An 18,626-nucleotide genomic window follows, 5' to 3' on the forward strand; every position below is an offset into this window, starting at 1 on the left:
ACGCAAGGGGTATTTTATAAAATATCGTTCATCTGGATAATTCTTAAACAAAACATCTTTTTTTCACCATATTTCAAACAAATTTGCTTTAATAGTGTGATTCAAGGAACTGTTTAAATAAGTTCTCATCAAATTTGTGGACCATTTGACTGCTTGTAGAAGTTTTAGGAATTTTTATGCCTCACTTTCATTTTTTATGGGCAAGCTTACTGGCTGCCGGTTTTGCTTCTTCTAGTTTCGCTCAGGAGATTGCCCAGCCTGTTTCGGCTTCAGCAGAACAGGTTCCTGATGCTGAGGTGATTGATCCGGACCATCCGTCTCATCCTTCTCGTTTAGAAGCTTTAAGGCAGCTCAAGAATGTTACCCGTCAAGACTTAAAGGTAAATGCTAATGCAGCACAGCCTGAGGAGGTCAAAGATCCTTTACAACCTCTGAATCGTCAGATCTATGAATTAAACGATGCGCTTGATCGCACTATTATTCGACCGGTTGCTGTGCAATATGTAGAAAAGATACCTACTGATGTGCGGGGAACCTACCGCAATTTCCGCAAGAATTTAGGTGAACCCTGGAACGCAGTAAACCAGCTTATGCAAGGACGTCCAGCCCGCGCAGCAAAAACTCTCGGTCGTTTTACAGTAAATACCCTATCCAGTTTAGGTTTTGCTGATCCAGCGAGACGTGTAGGTTTAGAGAGTGAAGACGAGAACTTTGGTACAACTTTGGGCTACTGGGGAGTGCCGTCCGGACCTTATCTGGTATTACCTGTTTTAGGTCCGAGTACTTTTCGTGATACTGTAGGTCGCGTAGTAGACAGTCAGGCGCGACCACAAAAATATATTTTTGAAGATCACGAGGGTCTTTACTGGGGGGACCAGATGCTACGTGGTATCGATATTCGTTCCCAGCTACTTGATGTTGAAGATGTCTTACAGGGCGACCGTTATGCGGCCATCCGTGATATTTATTTACAGCGTAAAAACTATGAGATTGCCCAGAAAAAAGGCACTGATGCTGAAATCACTTTTATTGATGATGAAGCAGATGATGAAAATGCGGATCCTGAAATTATCTCGGATTAACTAATTGATAAATAGTTTTGCTAGATCCTTTCTAGTTACTCTAGCAACACTTTGATTTATATAATTAGTATATCTATTATGATGAACTTAAAATTTGTTTAAAACAGGTAAATCAACGCCTCTTATGTATTTTATTCAGCCCACTCGCCCTATTCCTTATTTGGATCGGGCTTTACATGCGCTTCCGAATCTGCAAATGATTCATATTGAGGATATCGATTTATACGACCCGACAATTATTGCAATTGCAGATGTAGAAGATTTCCTGGTTTATCAGTGGAATTTACCTACTGTAGTTATTGCTTTTCAGCATGAGGGGGCTGCACTTGCCAAAGCCTGGGAACAGGGAGCGTTAGCTGGCTGGATTTGGAATGATCTACCGGATCAGCCTGATCAGGCGTTGTTAAAAATAGATGCACAGTATAAACGTAATCAGGATAGTCGTGATCTGCCCTCAGCCGCAGAACTGCAAAAACGTCTTTTACCTAATCCTTTAGCCTTAAAAGATTATGAAATAGAAACTTTTTTTCAACCTTCAGCCTATCTGTCCGGTGACTGGTATGACTACTGGAAGCTGAATGATAAAGAAATTATTTTCTATTTAGCAGATGTTTCAGGCCATGGGGTAACCAGCAGCTTGTTAACCTCATGGATGGCTGCGTTTCATGGACGCTCTAAAACACCCTGTGAACTGATCAAGAAACTAAACGGTATGCTGATGCAAGAAAATATTGAAAAGCATATCACCATGATTGCCGGAATTTTAAACCTCGAAACCCATCAACTCCGCTGGTCCAGCGCGGGACATTATCCGCCCGCTATTTTGTTTGAACCACATAAACCACCGAAAATTTTAAGTACGAGCAGCTTTCCATTAGGCTTGACAGATGATCTGGAAGTTGAAGAGTTTGAATGTTATCTGAACCAGCATGCACGGTTCATTATCTGTTCAGATGGCGCCCTTGAACCCTTTGATGGGCGTTTGAATGAACAGTTTGAACAACTGGTCCAACATCTGGAAAAACAGTCATTTGAGCCTCCGAGTCATGTTGCAGATGACATTGCCATCTTAAGTCTATGTCGAAAGAATTAACTGATTTATCAATATAATACTCTTTAGCTATAGCTATGATGACTATCGGCCACTTGAGTCTGTAGCCCCCCTATGTGATAATTTTCATATCCTTCTCTGCAAATGGCATTTATATGTCAACAGGTCATGTTGAATATGCAAGCTTGAATGGAACGCATATTTTCAAACTTATTGGTGAAGTGCGAGCCCAATCTTGTATAAGTCTAGACAAACTACTTGGTAAAATTGAGCAACAAGCAGGTGTCGTGGGTGCAATCGTCGATTTGACCCAGACCACTTTTATTGACAGTACTGTATTAGGTATTTTGGCGAAGCTGGGCTTAAAACTTAAGCAGACCCATAATATTCAGGCTGTCATGCTCTCTACCAATTCCGATATTACGACTCTGGCCAACAGTATGGGGCTGGGGCAGGTTTTTGTAATTTTAAATTACTGCGGTGATCCAAACGTTTGCACACGTACACTTGTTGAAGAGCATGTAACTCATGGTGCTATGTTGACGACTGTACTCGATGCTCACCGAACTTTAATGAAACTCAACCAGAATAACCAGAATATGTTTGAACCTCTGGTAAAACAGTTGCAAAAAGAACAGGATACACTGGATCAGGTATCTGAACGTAAAAATGCGCCTTCGACCTGAAGCCTAAACAAACGGAGTAACTGATGCCATTACTTTCTGTTGTTCAAATGAATTCCCAAAATCTGATTGAAGATAACTTCATTGAGATTGAACGTTTGATGCAGCAGAGTAAGGCTGAAGGTGCCGAGCTTATTGTATTTCCGGAAAATTTTGTCTGTTTTGCAGCAGGTAAGCAGCGTGAAACGGCTGAACAGTTTGAACATATTCAGCGCCGGCTAGAGCAGCTGGCACATCATTATAATCTTTGGATCATTGCAGGTACATTGCCCTGCCCGTTTCGTCCTGATGGCTCTACCATAAAAGATGGTCGGGTACGTACGACCAGTTTATGTATCAGTCCGGAAAAAACCGAAGGACGTTATGACAAAATTCATCTTTTTGATGTTCAGGTTGGGGATGCTGTAGGTGGTTACCAGGAATCTAAAGTATTTGAACCTGGTGACAAGCCTGTAGTCATTCATACACCATTTGGCCAAATCGGGCTTATGGTGTGTTATGACCTTCGCTTTCCAGAGCTGGCTTTAACCCTACGTCAGCGTGGTGCCAATATTTTAACTGCGCCAGCTGCTTTTACTTACACTACAGGCCAGCTACACTGGCAGTTACTTTTACAAGCTCGCGCAATGGATAGCCAATGTCAGGTTTTAGGTGCAGCGCAGCAGGGTTGGCATGGTGAAAAGCGCCAGACTTGGGGACATGCAGCCGCAGCAGACTCACGCGGCCAGCTGCTGGCTATGGTTAACAATGAAGGTCCGGGCCTGATTACCGTTCCTTTTGACCTGCAAGAACAGCAGTCTGTACGTAACTCTATGCCTCTCATGCAACATCGAAAACTGGTCACGTTCTGATTTAATTTGGTTTTAGATTTTTTTACAAAAAAACCAATTTATTCTGGTCTTTAATACGCCACGATAACACTACAACTATTCGCTTATAGGTAATAAAATGGCTTTAGAAAAAGTAGTTTATCGTGCACATGCAAAAGCAACAGGTGGCCGTGATGGTCGCGCAACCTCATCTGACGAGATTTTAGATGTAAAACTGGCTGTACCAAAGGAAATGGGCGGTCCTGGTGGTGGCACTAACCCTGAACAATTATTTGCGGCTGGCTATTCTGCCTGCTTCTTGGGTGCAATGAAATTTGTTGCGGGCCGTGATAAATATAGTATGCCTAAAGATGCTTATATTGACGGCGAAGTAGGAATTGGGCCGATACCGACCGGTTTTGGTATTGAAGTCACACTCAATATTCATTTAGAAGGAATGGACCAGACTGAAGCGGAAAAACTGGTTGAAGCTGCTCATATTGTCTGTCCATATTCAAACGCGACTCGCAATAATATTAATGTTGATTTAAAAATTACGACTTAAAAGTAAAATGGCATTATAAAATTCAAAAACAGAATTTTATAATGCCCTGATTAATATTCTTATAAAATGACTTATTCGGCTGCTTCATTGGTAACGCGAAGCACTTCTTCTAAAGTTGTTTTACCCTGCAATACTTTACGCAAGCCGTCTTCGCGAATTGAACCTGCATGTCTGCGGGCAAAATTTTCCAGCTCATACTCTGCTGCATTCCCATGAATCAGACGGCGCATCTGCTCATCAATCGGAACAATCTCATAAATAGCTGTACGCCCAGTAAAGCCGGTATGGGCACAGTGTTCGCAGCCCTTAGGTACAGGTAAACGAACTGGTTCTATCTGTTCAAAAGAGTTAAAGATATGCTGCTCAAAACTATCAGCCTCACGCCAATTAACACAATGTGCGCATAAAGTACGTACCAGACGCTGAGCCACCACACCAATTAAAGAACTTGAAAGTAAAAAAGGTTCAATGCCCATATCTTTTAGACGTGTTACTGCACCAATAGCGGTATTGGTATGGAGTGTAGAAAGTACAAGGTGGCCGGTCAAAGAGGCCTGCACTGCGATTTCAGCTGTTTCCAGATCACGAATTTCCCCGACCATAACCACATCTGGGTCCTGACGCAGCATAGCTTTTAAAGCCCGCGCAAAAGTCATATCTACTTTGGTATTAACCTGGGTCTGGCCAATTCCTTCAAGCTGGTATTCAATAGGATCTTCGGCTGTCAGGATATTACGGCTACCATCATTCAGATCAGACAAGGCCGCATATAAAGTCGTAGTTTTACCGGAACCGGTTGGTCCGGTCACCAGAATAATACCATGGGGTCGGTGCACCAAAGTTTTTAACCGTTCATAATCTTCTGCAATCAGGCCGAGATGCGTCATATTAAGACGACCCGCCTGTTTGTCGAGCAGACGCATAACAACGCGCTCACCATGCGAAGAAGGTAAGGTCGAAACACGAACATCAACTTCGCGTCCGGCAAGACGAAGTGAAATACGGCCATCTTGTGGAATACGTTTTTCGGCGATATCCAGACGGGCCATTACTTTAATCCGGGACACCAGCAAAGGTGCAAGCTCCCGCCGTGGCTGAACGATTTCTCGTAACTGTCCATCGACCCGCAGACGAACTGAAAGTTTTTTCTCAAAAGATTCAATATGGATATCGGATGCACCGACACGAATTGCCTCAGACAGCAAGGCATTAATCAGACGAACGATGGGTGCATCATCTTCCTGATCCATCAGGTCTTCTGCTTCAGGTACCTGATCTGCCAGGCTCAGCAAGTCCGGATGGTCTTCGAGCCCTGCAGCTACCTGCTGTGATTCACCGGTATCACCGGCATAACTGGATCCTAATAAACTATTGAACTCTTGCGCACTGCATAACTGATAATGTACCGGGCGGCCCAGTAGCCGACGAGCCTCCTGCAAAGCAAGGGGAGTCGTGTCTTCACGACGCATGATATAGACTTGGTCCCCTTCATAACGCAAGATGACGCCATGACGTTTTGCAAAACTGTAAGGTATTTGTAGTTGTTTAAGTATTTGCATCACAACTTATAATAATAGAAAAATTGGTTTTGAGTGTACTCTATGCATATGACAGCGTGAAGTCTGTTTTTTGCTAAAGATGTGATGAAAGGAATAACTGGTCTTGACAAATTACAATGAAAATTTCGAGCCTGAATCTTCTACTATTAAGTGGTGGGGTGAACAGCAATTTGATATGAACCAGAATAAAGCCTGGCAGTTCGGTTCATTATTTTTTCGTCTGACTCGCAGTCAGCGCGAGTGGCAACTTGAATATCATCGACCACAGTTTCAGCATGATGATGAGCAGGAATGGCGTATCATTGAAGAACCAGATTTTATCTTTCCACAGCCGGTTGAGATTGAACGTTATATGTTTAAAAAAACACATAGCAAATTCCAGCTTATGCCTCGTCTGGCTGACCGCTCTGTCGTAATTAAACCGGTCAATCCGATTTACATCCCAGCAGGGCAACGCGGTACGCTTTATATCAGCACTCCCTTATGGATTGCCGGTTTTGTAGAAAGTCAGAGAGATCCTTTATTCGATTTACCGGTCATTCTTTCTAAAGATACCTGGTTTGGCCCAGACCAGCGTACCGGTGAAATGTGCTATGCCACCGCAGTGGATGGCCGTACTGAACTAAGCCAGCTTAAACCGCGTGCTTTTCGCGCCGTAACCCCTATCCATTTTCATAATACCAGCAATCAGCAGCTGCGTTTTGACCGCATGAATGTGCCTGTACCTGCCTTGCCTTTGTTTTATAGCGAAAAAACTGGCCGTTTATGGACTTCACAGATTAAAGTTCTGCATGAAGGACTGGACCGTCCTCCGCGGGTAAGAATTGAAAACCAGACCCCGCCTCTGGCTGGCGAGGTTCAGTATATTCATCCCCCGCGCTCTCCAGGTGGAGCACTATTTAACATGTTTGATTCATTCTTCTAAGAGGTGGTCATGGCTGATACAAATATTCCAAAAGAAGTGACCCAAAGCCTCAAAGGAATCTTTACCAATATTAATCTGGACCGTTTAAGTGAAATCTTGGTAGGACTGGTACTTTGCCTGATTGGTTTCTTGATTGCCCGGGTAATTTCCAATACTTTTATCCGTACGGTAGGTTTACGTTTTAATGCTCATCAGCGCCTCGTCTGGCGCCGCGGTATTTTTTATTTTATCTTTCTGCTTTTTGTAATTGCCAGTTTGAAGGAAGCCGGTTTCAAACTTAGCGTTTTTCTTGGCGCCGCCGGTATTTTAACAGTAGCTTTAGGTTTTGCTTCACAGACCTCTGCAACCAACCTGATCAGCGGTCTCTTCCTGATTGGTGAAGGCTCCTTTGAGGTTGGTGATACCATCCAGATTACTCTCATCCGTGGCCATGTAATTGAAGGCGAGGTTCTGTCAATTGATCTGCTTTCGGTCAAATTGCTCACCCTCGATAATGTTTATGTGCGTTTGCCGAATGAACAGCTGATTCGGGCACCGGTCATGAATCTGTCAAAATTTCCCATACGGCGTATCCCCATTACCCTCGCGATTAATTTCCATGAAGATATTATTAAAGTACGGGAAGTTCTGCTGGATGTTGCCAATAAGTATCCTCTGGTTTTGGACGAACCTAAACCGGCAGTGACAGTAACGGCATTTCGAGAATCATCAATTGAACTATTGTTCGCCGTATGGTGTAGCCGGGAAAATTATCTGCAGGTCCGTGATGAAATGCAGGAATTGATCCGTAATGGCTTTGTCGATAATCAGATTGAAATTCCTGTTCCCAAAATGGGCTTTGTTGACCGCCCCCCTCTCACTGCTGCATTGGCTAATGAAGATATTGATAGATATGCCAATGCCAGAGAAATAAAACGTGAGCCTAAACTTTAGGCTCATCATCTGTCGACTGTTGTATGGCAGGTGGCAGAGGTGCCAGATAAGCAATAATCAGCATCACGATTCCGGCCCCAATAAACGAGAACACCCGGGTAATAGTGCCACTTTGCGATAGATCCAGAAAGACCAGTTTTGCCACTACAATAGCCAGTAAGGCTGCACCGATAAACCAGATCTGTCGCAACAAGCGGCGACTGGCCAGCGTCATCAGGATAAAAGCAAGGATAACCCACAACAGGGTTAAACTGAGCTGAACTGTCCCATTACTCCAAATTGCTGTTCCCCAAAGTGGTGTACCCATGTAATGATGTAAGCCACGTACCATGATACTGCTCATAACCAGCAAGCTCACCAGAATCGAACCAATCTTGAATGTCCATTCCAGATTTTTATCATGGAATCGATATTGATAAATCGCCCAGAGTAAACCAGCCATTACTCCAATCGAAAGCAGATCGGCAGGATTAAGAATTACTGTCCAGTAGGCATATTCAGCAACCTGAACATCAATGCTCAGGCCAGTCAGCCACAACAGACTTAAACACCACACTGTAATAGAATGCATCAGAAAAGGTGTTTTTGAGTAAATTGCCCAAGCGCCATACAATGCAGGAATTAAGCCCAGTGCCAGAAGTGGCGTTGTTGGCAAAACAGCCAAACCAGTAACAGCCAACAATAACCAGCTAATCGCAGCCCAAAATTCTTTTACTGATTGACTGTTATGTTCAGGTTTTGCCCATAATGTTATAAAAGCAGTAACGGCCGAAGCAAACAGGAACGAATATTGAGACCCCGATGTACTCCATGCCAGATTAGTCCACAAATTTTCCTGCCAGATTGCAGCACCTAAAAATAGTAAAAATAGCGTATTGATAAATAACTGTACCAGCAACCAATTTACTTGGGTTTTCCAGTGCATAAATGCTGTAAATACTGCAGATAAAAGAGCTGCCATAGCCAGATATGGGCTTAAACCCTGCCCTTGCAGGCCAAGACTGTGTACAGCGGCGGCGGCTCCCGCATAAAGACCTAAAGCTAGTAAAATACAGCTTAATACACTGCTACTAAAATACTTTTCTTCAGAGGACTGATGCTGTAACAGGTAATATACTGATATCAGCTGGGCAAACGCATAAATTGCTGTACTTAAAACCGGAAACTGGCTTTGGCTCCAGATTTGATAAAACAGGGTCACTGAACTTAGCAAAAGTAATGCTACGCCAATATAACGGCTAAATCGGTAGCGTTCAGTTACGCCCCAGACAATTAGAGCGGCACCCTGTACGACCCAGCCAATGGTGCTCCAGTGTGCCCCTTGCGCCAGTGGAAAAATTAGTGCAATAAAAGAAACCGATAAAATAAAGAAACTTTTAGCGAGTAAAGATAGCTCCTGCTGTTGCTGACGAATCCAGAGTGTTAATCCGGCATAGATGAGCGCCAGCAAGGCAGCACCTAGAGTCAAAGCCAATGTGTTATCGCGCATCAACCAGGCATGCAGGGAAAAACCTAGCACGGGTACACTAAAGATCAGGCTCACATCAAGCAATGGCTGTAAACGGCCCTGTTCTTGCTCAGGATGGCTAAGTAATTGTCTTAAACTTAATGCGTGTTTACGTGCAATTAACTGGCTGTAGCGAATGCTTAGCCAGATAAAGAGCAGAATATGCAGCCAGATGATGAGATCAAGGATGAGATACTGTTTTGCTTCGCTATATATGACGATGACACTGCCACCTAACAGCATGGTGACGAAGAATGCAATGTGATTAAGAATTTTCCAGGACTGAACAAAATTAACTATAGCCACTGCCAGATTAATTAATAAATAATAGCCCAGTAAAAACACTGTATCCGGATGATACTGTGGAATGACCAGGGGCGCCGCATAGGCCATTCCTAAAGCTAGTATAGCCAGATAAACAGCATGCTGTTTGAGGCTCAAATAACTGGTCACTATCAACAGTGCTGCAAAGAGCATACTGGCTATAGACAGGCTGGCAATAACTCCATAATGATGGGCAAATACCAGTGTCAGGAAAATAACAGCGAGTCCTACCCCCTGCAATGCAACAGCAAATAAAAGATTTCTCTTTTGCAGGCTATAGCCAAAAAATGTAATAGCACCGCCAATACAAGCAATAAACCCTAAGCGAAAACCCAAGCTGAGTTGCCAGTGTTCACTGGCAAAGCGGAGTAATAATATGACTCCGATCATCAGCACTGCCACAGCGACTCGCAAGATTGGATTACCATGTACCATCCAGTTAATGGCAGGCTGCCACCAGCTTGAAGCAGCCGGTTCTGGTGCTACTGCTGGCACTCTATCTGGTTCGGTAACAGAAGATCCGGTATGAGCTGGCCCTGAAGGGGAAGTCTGTTCGGAAAGTATTTCTGCTTCTTGCCTGCTTTGCAGTTGCCGGGCGGGTAACGGAAGTAAAGAAGGTCCAGCCAGTGAATGATGCTGCTCCAGATTAGCCAAACGTTGTTGCAACCGGTTAAGCAAATGAATCAGACAAATGATAAAAATTATAATTGCAAGCCAGAGCATACTGCGCCAGTCACTTAAATAAATCACTGCCCCAAACAGCACACTTGCATACATCCCTGCTTTTTGCCAAACCAGATCGGCTGCTGGCTGTATAAATCTCGCCCGCTGTTCTAGCTGCTGCAAACGCTGTTGCATATTTGAAACCAGCTGGATGAGTAATATGCTGAAAAATAAACTGGCGCCGACTATGCCAAGCTCAAAATTAACAAGTGCAGAGCCAGCAAAAATAACGACAAGTATGATCAGAAGAAAAATGAAATATCCCTGCTTATCTTTGTTATACATGGGCAAATTGAGTATTCCTGTCCAATTTTGGCTATCTTAACCGATCTCTTATCAGATAAAAGAATTTGCATACAAACTGCTGCAAAATTCATATTCTGCATTGCAGAGAAAATTCACGTAGAATAAAGCCATTCGATTGTAAGGAAGTATTCAATGCCACCATTTGTCTTGGTTGACGGGTCCTATTTTTTATTCCGGGCATTTCATGCGCTGCCTCAATTAACCACTTCAACCGGGTTACATACCAATGCAATCCGTGGCGCGATTTCTGCAATACAAAAACTGATGCGCCGCATCCAGCCCACCCATATGGCTGTAATTTTTGATACACCCGAGCCTACTTTCCGCCATGAGCTGTCGCCACTTTATAAAGGTGACCGCCCAAGCATGCCAAGTGAACTCTCCCAGCAGATTCCTTATCTGCATGCCCTGATCCGGGCTTTAGGTATTCCCCTTTATTCCCTGCCGGGTGCCGAAGCTGATGACATCATTGGAACACTGGCAAAACGCGCTGAAGCTGCCGGCCATCAGGTCCTGATCTCTACTGGTGACAAGGATATGGCACAGCTGGTCACAGATAAAGTGACACTGGAAGACAGTTTTAAAGACAAACCGATGGATATTCAGGGAATCTTTGAGAAGTTTGGAGTATGGCCTCACCAGATTATTGACTACCTGACCCTGATGGGTGATGCCTCAGATGGTATTATGGGTGTACCAGGTGTAGGGGCAAAAACTGCTGCTAAACTACTCAATGAATACGGTTCACTTGGGGGCATTCTAGAAAATGTAGAACATATTAAGGGTAGAGTCGGCCAGAGTATTAAGGATAATCTCGAAGGTATAACCATTGACCATCAGCTGGCTACCATTGTATGTGATCTTGACTTGAATATAAGCTGGGAAGATCTAAAACTGGCAGATCCGCATGTAGAAACCTTGCGTAATCTGTATACCGAACTTGAGTTCCGTAATCAGCTACAATCCCTAGATCACCCCCATAATCCAAATAACACTACTTATAAACAGGCTTCAGCTCAAGCTACGGCTTTACCTGCAAATAAAGATATACCAGATGAACATGCTACTTTGAGCAGTGAAGAAGACCGGCTGGGCGAAGCAACTTATCATACCGTGCTGACCCAAGCAGACTGGGAATTGTTATTTCAGCGTATGTCTAGCGAAACCCGCTTTGCTATTGATACTGAAACAACCAGTCTGGACTACCGGGTAGCAGAAATGGTCGGCTTCTCTGTCGCCTTTGATGCAAAAGATGCATATTACGTTCCTCTGGCACATGACTATGCAGGTGCACCTGAGCAGCTGAACCGTGAACAGGTTCTGGCTCAAATCAAGTCTATTCTGGAAAATGATCAGGTTGAAAAAATTGGCCATCACCTTAAATATGATGCCCATATTTTTGCCAATCATGGAATTGAACTCAAGGGCTGGTTTTTTGACACCATGCTGGCCTCTTACGTGCTGAACTCGGTGGCTACCCGTCATGGTATGGATGATGTCGCGCGCCTATATTTAAGTCACCTGACCACTACCTTTGAGCAGGTGGCAGGGAAAGGTGCCAAGCAGAAGAGTTTTAACCAGATTGAGCTGGAAGTGGCTTCACCTTATGCAGCCGAAGATGCTCACGTTACTTATCGCCTCTATGAAGTACTGGCTGAAAAATTAAAAGCTCATCCGGAACTTTGCAATATTTTATATAATATTGAAATGCCGGTTGCTCGTATTCTGACGGGTATGGAAGAAGATGGTATACGTCTAGACCACGGCTTTCTGGACCAGCTCAGCATAGAGTTTGCCAAAACCATGCAGGAGCTAGAACAGCAAGCGATGGAAATGGCTGGTGAAACGTTCAATATTGCTTCTCCGAAACAGGTAGGTGAAGTGCTTTTTGAAAAGCTCGGCATTAAAGGTGGTAAAAAGACTGCCACAGGCCAGTTCAGTACCAGCGAAAGTATTCTGGAAAAAATAGAGCATCCGATTGCTGCTGTAATTCTGGAACACCGCAGTCTTGCTAAATTAAAGAGCACCTATACAGATGCTCTGGTCAAGCAGTCCAATAATTCTACCCATCGGGTACATACCAGCTACCATCAGGCACTTACTGCCACCGGACGTCTGTCATCATCTGATCCGAACTTACAAAACATTCCAATTCGCGGAGAAATTGGCCGACAGATTCGTAAAGCCTTTATTGCTCCGGCTGGTCGTGTCTTGCTGGCTGCTGACTATTCTCAAATCGAATTGCGTCTAATGGCCCATTTCTCGCAAGATGATGCCCTGCTAGATGCTTTCCGCCACGGTCAGGATGTTCATCGCCGCACAGCAGCTGAAGTTTTGGGAATTGCTCTTGAAGACGTCACCAATGACCAGCGCCGCCAGGCTAAAGCTGTAAACTTTGGATTACTGTATGGCATGTCTGAGTTCGGTCTGATTCGTCAGCTTGGTTTTACCCGTCAGGAATCGCAGGATTATATCAAACAGTATTTTCACCGTTACCCGGGAATTTATGAGTATATGCAACGTACCCGTCAACTGGCTTTGGAACAGGGCTTTGTAGACACGCTATTTGGTCGCCGTTTATACACACCAGATATTGATGCCCGTAACATGATGGTACGTAAAGCAGCTGAACGTGCTGCAATTAACGCACCGTTACAGGGAAGCGCAGCAGATATTATTAAACTAGCCATGATTGCGGTAGATAAAATCTTGCCGAAAGATCAGGCACGTTTATTACTTCAGGTTCATGATGAATTGGTATTCGAGGTTGACGAAAATATCGCAGATGAGCTGGCCCCTCAACTGGCTGAGGTTATGGAGTCGGTAGTCGAAATCTCTGTACCTTTACTGGTAGAAGTAGGTAAAGGCTGTAACTGGGAAGAAGCACACTAAGCTACCACTTGCTTTACTTAATCACCAGAAAATAAAAAAGGACCTAACGGTCCTTTTTTATTTTAGCTCTTTATAAACCCACTAACAAAATCCGGGCAACTTCATTCATCAAAATCTCGGCAATATAGAGCGCCAGGAATGCCAAAATTGGAGACAGGTCAATCATCCCCATATTAGGCATCAAGCGGCGAAACGGTGCCAATAAAGGTTCAGCCAGATCTTGAATGACTTCAATATAAGGCCCACGCGACTGGGTAAACATCACCACCCAGCTTAAGATAATCGTTGCAAAAATCAGATAGCGACAGAAACGTAATAAATCCTGAATCATGGTCACAAAAGTCAAGATCACCAGATGCACAGGGCTGTTTGGCATAACACCAGACAGATACATCAGGCCGAAAATCTTAAGCAGATATAACACCACGATCAGAACCAGAGCTGCCAGATTTACACGGCCTTTACCGAGTGTTGGCAGGATACGGCCGAACACATCAACAATCTTGGTTGCCTTGACCGTAGACATTACTACCGGGTTATAAGGATTCACCGCAGCCAACTGGACCAAGAAACGGAAGAAGACGAGCAAAATCGCTACGTTAATGATAATGCCAAAAATTAGCGCAGAATTTGCACCCATACTTTAACTTTCCTAATCAAATCAAATTATTTAGTGCTTTCACTCAGCTCTTGTGCGAGTTCCTGGCTGCGTTTTTTCGCTGCAGCAAGTGCAGCCTGAATGTTTTGGGAAATCTGTGCACGATCAAACATTTCCAGTGCAGCCTGTGTCGTGCCGTTCGGTGAGGTTACATTTTTACGTAACTCAGACGGTGAGCTGGAGCTGGTAATCGCCATTTGTGCAGCACCTAAAGCTGTTTGTAAAGTCAGTGCGGTGGCTACTTTCTCATCCAGACCAAGATTTTTACCCGCCTGTATCATACTTTCCATCATATAGAAAAAATATGCCGGGCCAGACCCAGAGACCGCAGTAACAGCATCAATCTGTTCTTCGGTATTAACCCACAAGGTCAAACCGGTCGATGCCAGAATCTGGCTAGCCAGATCACGGTCCGCCTGCTGCACAGCAGGGCTGGCATATAATCCGTGTGCACCAGTCTGTACCAGTGCCGGTGTATTCGGCATTACCCGTACCACCTGATCACTCTCGACCAGCTCAGCGATAGTTGCAATCTGAGCACCTGCTACAATTGAAATAAGCAGTTTTCCAGCAAACAGACCTTTTAAAGGTTGCAATACCTTAGCCAATACCTGTGGTTTAACAGCCAGAACGACCACATCGGCATCATGAATAGCTGCAACATTGTCTTCAGTCACATGAATATCTTTTTCCTGAAGCAACGAACGAATCTGTTCAACCGGATCAGCTACTGTAATACGGGTAGCAGGCAACCCACGTGCTAACAGGCCACCAATTAAGGCTTGTGCCATATTGCCACCGCCAATAAAACAGATATTGCAATTTAAAGCTGTACTCATGTTCAATGCTCGTCATTTACATTTGTTGTTGCTGAGTGATTAATACCGGTTGCCAGCCACCTCGCTCACAATATGGAGATTGCGCCAACCAAAACCCTTTGGGCGTAAAAACCCCAAGCATAACATTATCTCGGCTTAATATTTGAATCTGATGACGCTGCCAAGGAAAAATTTGTGCTTCCTGAATAGCCTTTTTGAGCGGCCATGCACCTACACGGCCATAAAGATGAATTCTTTCCCCACCCTGCCGCGATGTTAATACAAGATTCTGCTTCAATAAATCTGCTGATAAACCCACTGCTTGCGGTTGAATTTGATAATGGCCAGAAGCAGTTTGGTAAACATGAGAAAGCTCGGGAATAAAACTTTGTTCAAAAATGAGCTGAGTATTTTTCTCAGCCAGATATTCATCTGTCTGTAAACGGTGAAGCTGCCCGTGATAACGAACATAATAATACTTGTTCCAGTGTAGCGCCGCCTGTGCATCGGCTTTGGCAGCAATAACTTCATGCTGAATCCGCTCAACCATTTCAAAAGCTGGCCGATATATACCTTCACCTTTCATCCATGTTGAAAGCAGTTGTCGCTGTCGGGGTTTTGAAAGTAATTTTAATCTTGCGAGATCAAGCTGCTGTGCATTGCCACAGTTTTTTAAATCCTCTTGTAATACTTCCTGCAGAATCTCATCGGCATCCTGCATTAATAAAGCTGTGCGGGTGACTGCTTGCTGCATTTTAGAAAAGCGGGAAGCTAAGAGCGGCCAGAGCATTGTTCGGCACCAGGCACGGTCGTAATAGGTATTATTATTTGAAGGATCATCAATAAAACTGATGTTTAATTGTTCAGCCCATTGGCAAATCTGCTCACGGGAGAGGGACAGCATCGGACGCCAGATTGGCATTTCATGACGCTGATCCAACTGTTTCATAGCAGAGAGTCCAGAAATACCCGTGCCAGAAAACAATCTTAACAATACGGTTTCTGCCTGATCCTGCTGATGATGGGCAAGAACAAGTACTTCGCCAGATTTAATATGCTGATGATAAGCCTGATAGCGCGCTTCACGGGCCTGACGTTCAAGATTACCTGCATTTACATGTACAGGCTGCACAATGCATGGAACATCAAGCTTCATACATTCAGCTTGCACATGAATACCCCAGTCCCTACTCTGAGCCTGTAATTGGTGATCAACATAGATAGCCCTGATCCGTCCGGGGCAAAGCGCCGCCATAAAATATAATAGGAGCATGGAATCCATGCCCCCACTACATCCGATCAGGAAAGAAGTTTCTGGTGAAAACTGCTCAAGCTGTTTTAAGCAACCAGACCTGAATTCTCGCTGCCAAACTTCATTAAACGTTGGTAACGTGCCTCGCATCGTTCGCTAGCATCCATTCCTTTCAATTCATCAAGTGCCTGTTTAAGCACTTCTTGAAGACGGTCCATAACCAGTTCAGGATGTAAATGTGCTCCCTCACCTTCATCGACGACATATTCTACAATACCCAGTGCCTGAAGTTTATCTGCTGTTAATGATAACGCTTCACTGGCCTGTTCTGCCTTTTCAGCAGTTTTCCATAAAATAGAGGCACATCCTTCTGGCGAGATTACCGAATAAATACTGTGTGACAGCATAATCACGCGGTCTGCAACCCCGATCCCCAGCGCACCGCCAGAACCACCTTCACCCAGTACCGTTGCAATAACCGGAACTTTCAGGCTTGAAAGCTGGGCAAGACTACTGGCAATAGCTTCAGCCTGTCCCCGCTCTTCAGCCCCTACACCCGGGTATGCGCCCATAGTGTCAATAAACGTAAATACTGGCAGATTGAATCGCTCTGCCATATCGAGTAGACGTTGTGACTTGCGATAGCCTTCAGGATTGCACATCCCGAAATTATGTTGCAATTTTTCACGAGTGCTACGACCGCGGTGCTGTCCTACCACCATCACCGGCTGACCATTGAAACGAGCCAATCCGCCGATCATCGCGCCATCATCGCCAAAAACGCGATCACCATGCAACGCATCGAACTCTGTAAAAATTTCGCCCACATAATCCAGAAATTGCGGACGTTCCGGGTGACGTGCAATTTGAACTGTTTTCCATGCTTTAGATTGAGCAGCTTTGTTCTTCATAGGCCGAGTATTATTCCTGAATTAACAAAATTGAGTTAATTGATAAATTTTTCCGACTGAATATTCAACTCAATATCCCAATGCTTGAACTGCACTTGCTCATCCTGCAAATCTGCAATCAGCAGAGGCCATTGTTTGGCATCACCCGAAACACTGAGTTGCCATTGTTGATCATTTACTACAGACAGTTCAATGGCAGGAAGCACCTGATCACTGCGACTATGATTGATTAAAACTGCTAAACGTAATAACAGGCAAAGATAGGCCAGTTTTTCGCCTCCTGCCCGCGTTACTTCAATTTTTGCTTCATGACGCAGCTTGCGGCGATGAAAGCCCACCAGCCGAGACAGATGATTTTGATCAATCTGGGAGAATCCCGGAATATCGGAATGTTGAAGTAAATAGGCACCATGATGATGATATCCACCATGACTGATTGCAAGACCAATTTCATGCACATAGGCGGCACGACGTAGCAGATCGCGATCATCACAAGTCAGATTTAATGATTCTGCCACGCCATCAAATAGTTGCTGGGCAGTTTTTACTACACGCTCTGCCTGTTTCGGATCAGCGTTATAGCGTCCCATCAATGCCTGTACACTACGGTCCCGAATATCTTCATGCTTAAAACGTCCCAACAGGTCATACATCACCCCTTCACGAAGTGCACCATCTGAATACACCAGTTTATCTAGCTCCAGGACTTCAAATACAGCATACAAGATGGCAATCCCGGCAGGTAAAACAGCACGCCGGTCATCTTTTAAACCTTCGAAATCAATTTCAGAAGCATGCTTAAACTTAAGCAGTTTATCTTTTAATTTATATAGACCTTCACGGGTAACTTTTTCCTGCTCGTCACTCAACCCCATGTTAACCATGATCTGACGGCAGGCCTTAATGGTTCCACTTGAGCCTACGACAGTATCCCATCCTTCAGTTTTATAGGTGTTAGCTATTGCAGAGAGCTCTTTACGTGCAGCAACCACGGCTTTATCAAAAGCTTTTACAGAAATAGAGCCGTCAGCAAAATAAGCTTTGGTATAGGCCACACAACCCATCTGTAAGGATTCAGTATGCAAGGGTTCAAACTCTTCACCAATAATCAGCTCAGTTGAACCGCCACCAATATCGACGACTAGCCGGCGGCCACCATTAGCAATAGTATGTGAAACTCCCAGATAAATCAGACGGGCTTCTTCACGCCCTGCAATGATTTCAATCGGCTTTGGCAAGATTTCGGCAGCTTTTTGAATAAATTCATGCCCGTTTTTCGCTTGACGCAAGGCATTGGTTGCTACAATTCGCATGCGGGTAGGTTGTACTGAACCCAAACGCGCCACAAAACGGGCAAGGCAGGTTAAACCCCGCTGTTGTGCAGCTTCAGTCAAGTTTTTATTTTCATCAAGGCCGGCTGCCAGTTGAACTTTTTCTGACATTGAGGCAACTTTTTTGACTTCCCCATGATCAACTCTGGCAATTGCAAGATGAAAACTGTTTGACCCCATGTCTATGGCAGCAAGCAATTCTTCATCGATCAAAAAATCAGACATTCTTTACACATACCTTCACCGAATTGTCGCTTAGAGTAATTCACATGCTATGAATTTAAAAGACGTTTACTC

General features: G+C 44.4%; 15 protein-coding genes. 8 read left to right on the forward strand and 7 right to left on the reverse strand.

Going from position 1 to position 18,626, the window contains the following annotated elements; all coding sequences use genetic code 11:
- Window positions 1-176: 176 nt before the first annotated feature.
- The 5 genes from B3R63_RS10465 (at window position 177) to B3R63_RS10485 (ending at window position 4,190) form a co-directional block, all read left to right on the forward strand.
- A complete protein-coding gene (locus tag B3R63_RS10465; RefSeq protein ID WP_005023548.1) occupies window positions 177-1,082 on the forward strand; it encodes an MlaA family lipoprotein in 906 nt (301 codons plus the stop codon).
- Window positions 1,083-1,206: 124 nt separating this feature from the next.
- Window positions 1,207-2,175, forward strand: a complete 969-nt coding sequence (gene gigA, locus B3R63_RS10470) for an RsbU family protein phosphatase GigA (protein WP_005016128.1) — start codon at window positions 1,207-1,209, stop codon at window positions 2,173-2,175.
- 113 nt (window positions 2,176-2,288) lie between these two features.
- On the forward strand, window positions 2,289-2,819 hold the full coding sequence (gene gigB / locus B3R63_RS10475) for an anti-anti-sigma factor GigB (protein ID WP_005016131.1): 531 nt from the start codon (window positions 2,289-2,291) through the stop codon (window positions 2,817-2,819).
- A gap of 23 nt (window positions 2,820-2,842) precedes the next feature.
- Window positions 2,843-3,667, forward strand: coding sequence for a carbon-nitrogen hydrolase family protein (locus B3R63_RS10480; protein ID WP_005016134.1), 825 nt, complete (start codon window positions 2,843-2,845; stop codon window positions 3,665-3,667).
- Between the two features lie 97 nt (window positions 3,668-3,764).
- The gene (locus B3R63_RS10485; protein WP_005016136.1) at window positions 3,765-4,190 is read left to right on the forward strand and encodes an organic hydroperoxide resistance protein; all 426 of its coding nucleotides are present in this window, start codon (window positions 3,765-3,767) and stop codon (window positions 4,188-4,190) included.
- 71 nt (window positions 4,191-4,261) lie between these two features.
- Here B3R63_RS10485 and gspE read toward each other — a convergent pair whose 3' ends face one another.
- Window positions 4,262-5,749, reverse strand: a complete 1,488-nt coding sequence (gene gspE, locus B3R63_RS10490; RefSeq protein WP_005023546.1) for a type II secretion system ATPase GspE — start codon at window positions 5,747-5,749, stop codon at window positions 4,262-4,264.
- Window positions 5,750-5,852: 103 nt separating this feature from the next.
- Here gspE and B3R63_RS10495 point away from each other — a divergent pair, with 103 nt between their 5' ends.
- Window positions 5,853-6,674: a hypothetical protein gene (locus tag B3R63_RS10495; protein WP_005016140.1), complete on the forward strand. Its 822-nt coding sequence runs from the start codon at window positions 5,853-5,855 to the stop codon at window positions 6,672-6,674.
- 9 nt (window positions 6,675-6,683) lie between these two features.
- Window positions 6,684-7,607 carry a mechanosensitive ion channel family protein gene (locus B3R63_RS10500; RefSeq protein ID WP_151838647.1) on the forward strand — a complete coding sequence of 308 codons (924 nt, stop codon included), beginning with the start codon at window positions 6,684-6,686 and terminating at the stop codon, window positions 7,605-7,607.
- On the opposite strand, the gene B3R63_RS10505 is transcribed toward B3R63_RS10500, so the two are convergent.
- Window positions 7,597-10,446, reverse strand: a complete 2,850-nt coding sequence (locus B3R63_RS10505; RefSeq protein WP_151838648.1) for a DUF2339 domain-containing protein — start codon at window positions 10,444-10,446, stop codon at window positions 7,597-7,599. The genes B3R63_RS10500 and B3R63_RS10505 overlap by 11 nt on opposite strands.
- A gap of 153 nt (window positions 10,447-10,599) precedes the next feature.
- On the opposite strand from B3R63_RS10505, the gene polA reads away from it, so the two are divergent.
- Window positions 10,600-13,359 carry a DNA polymerase I gene (gene polA, locus B3R63_RS10510; RefSeq protein ID WP_286730974.1) on the forward strand — a complete coding sequence of 920 codons (2,760 nt, stop codon included), beginning with the start codon at window positions 10,600-10,602 and terminating at the stop codon, window positions 13,357-13,359.
- A gap of 70 nt (window positions 13,360-13,429) precedes the next feature.
- On the opposite strand, the gene B3R63_RS10515 is transcribed toward polA, so the two are convergent.
- From B3R63_RS10515 to ppx, 5 genes are read right to left on the reverse strand one after another with little or no spacing between them, the layout of a single operon-like run.
- Window positions 13,430-13,999: a YggT family protein gene (locus tag B3R63_RS10515; protein WP_005016149.1), complete on the reverse strand. Its 570-nt coding sequence runs from the start codon at window positions 13,997-13,999 to the stop codon at window positions 13,430-13,432.
- A gap of 26 nt (window positions 14,000-14,025) precedes the next feature.
- Window positions 14,026-14,856 carry a pyrroline-5-carboxylate reductase gene (proC, locus tag B3R63_RS10520; RefSeq protein ID WP_005023535.1) on the reverse strand — a complete coding sequence of 277 codons (831 nt, stop codon included), beginning with the start codon at window positions 14,854-14,856 and terminating at the stop codon, window positions 14,026-14,028.
- A 16-nt stretch (window positions 14,857-14,872) separates the two neighbouring features.
- The gene (gene tilS / locus B3R63_RS10525; RefSeq protein ID WP_151838651.1) at window positions 14,873-16,237 is read right to left on the reverse strand and encodes a tRNA lysidine(34) synthetase TilS; all 1,365 of its coding nucleotides are present in this window, start codon (window positions 16,235-16,237) and stop codon (window positions 14,873-14,875) included.
- Window positions 16,174-16,998: an acetyl-CoA carboxylase carboxyltransferase subunit alpha gene (locus tag B3R63_RS10530; protein WP_111280460.1), complete on the reverse strand. Its 825-nt coding sequence runs from the start codon at window positions 16,996-16,998 to the stop codon at window positions 16,174-16,176. The genes tilS and B3R63_RS10530 overlap by 64 nt, the downstream gene beginning before the upstream one ends.
- Before the next feature lie 35 nt (window positions 16,999-17,033).
- On the reverse strand, window positions 17,034-18,554 hold the full coding sequence (ppx, locus tag B3R63_RS10535; RefSeq protein ID WP_286730980.1) for an exopolyphosphatase: 1,521 nt from the start codon (window positions 18,552-18,554) through the stop codon (window positions 17,034-17,036).
- Window positions 18,555-18,626: the final 72 nt, after the last annotated feature.

The sequence above is a fragment of the Acinetobacter sp. UBA1297 genome (assembly GCF_002307755.1).
GTDB lineage: Bacteria > Pseudomonadota > Gammaproteobacteria > Pseudomonadales > Moraxellaceae > Acinetobacter > Acinetobacter radioresistens.

Coding starts and splice junctions, on each gene's coding strand:
- polA (WP_286730974.1), top strand. CDS start 10,600: ATGCCACCATTTGTCTTGGTTGACGGGTCCTATTTTTTATTCCGGGCA.
- ppx (WP_286730980.1), bottom strand. CDS start 18,554: ATGTCTGATTTTTTGATCGATGAAGAATTGCTTGCTGCCATAGACATG.
- gigB (WP_005016131.1), top strand. CDS start 2,289: ATGTCAACAGGTCATGTTGAATATGCAAGCTTGAATGGAACGCATATT.
- B3R63_RS10515 (WP_005016149.1), bottom strand. CDS start 13,999: ATGGGTGCAAATTCTGCGCTAATTTTTGGCATTATCATTAACGTAGCG.
- gigA (WP_005016128.1), top strand. CDS start 1,207: ATGTATTTTATTCAGCCCACTCGCCCTATTCCTTATTTGGATCGGGCT.
- B3R63_RS10465 (WP_005023548.1), top strand. CDS start 177: ATGCCTCACTTTCATTTTTTATGGGCAAGCTTACTGGCTGCCGGTTTT.
- gspE (WP_005023546.1), bottom strand. CDS start 5,749: ATGCAAATACTTAAACAACTACAAATACCTTACAGTTTTGCAAAACGT.
- B3R63_RS10500 (WP_151838647.1), top strand. CDS start 6,684: ATGGCTGATACAAATATTCCAAAAGAAGTGACCCAAAGCCTCAAAGGA.
- B3R63_RS10530 (WP_111280460.1), bottom strand. CDS start 16,998: ATGAAGAACAAAGCTGCTCAATCTAAAGCATGGAAAACAGTTCAAATT.
- B3R63_RS10485 (WP_005016136.1), top strand. CDS start 3,765: ATGGCTTTAGAAAAAGTAGTTTATCGTGCACATGCAAAAGCAACAGGT.
- B3R63_RS10505 (WP_151838648.1), bottom strand. CDS start 10,446: ATGTATAACAAAGATAAGCAGGGATATTTCATTTTTCTTCTGATCATA.
- tilS (WP_151838651.1), bottom strand. CDS start 16,237: ATGCGAGGCACGTTACCAACGTTTAATGAAGTTTGGCAGCGAGAATTC.
- proC (WP_005023535.1), bottom strand. CDS start 14,856: ATGAGTACAGCTTTAAATTGCAATATCTGTTTTATTGGCGGTGGCAAT.
- B3R63_RS10480 (WP_005016134.1), top strand. CDS start 2,843: ATGCCATTACTTTCTGTTGTTCAAATGAATTCCCAAAATCTGATTGAA.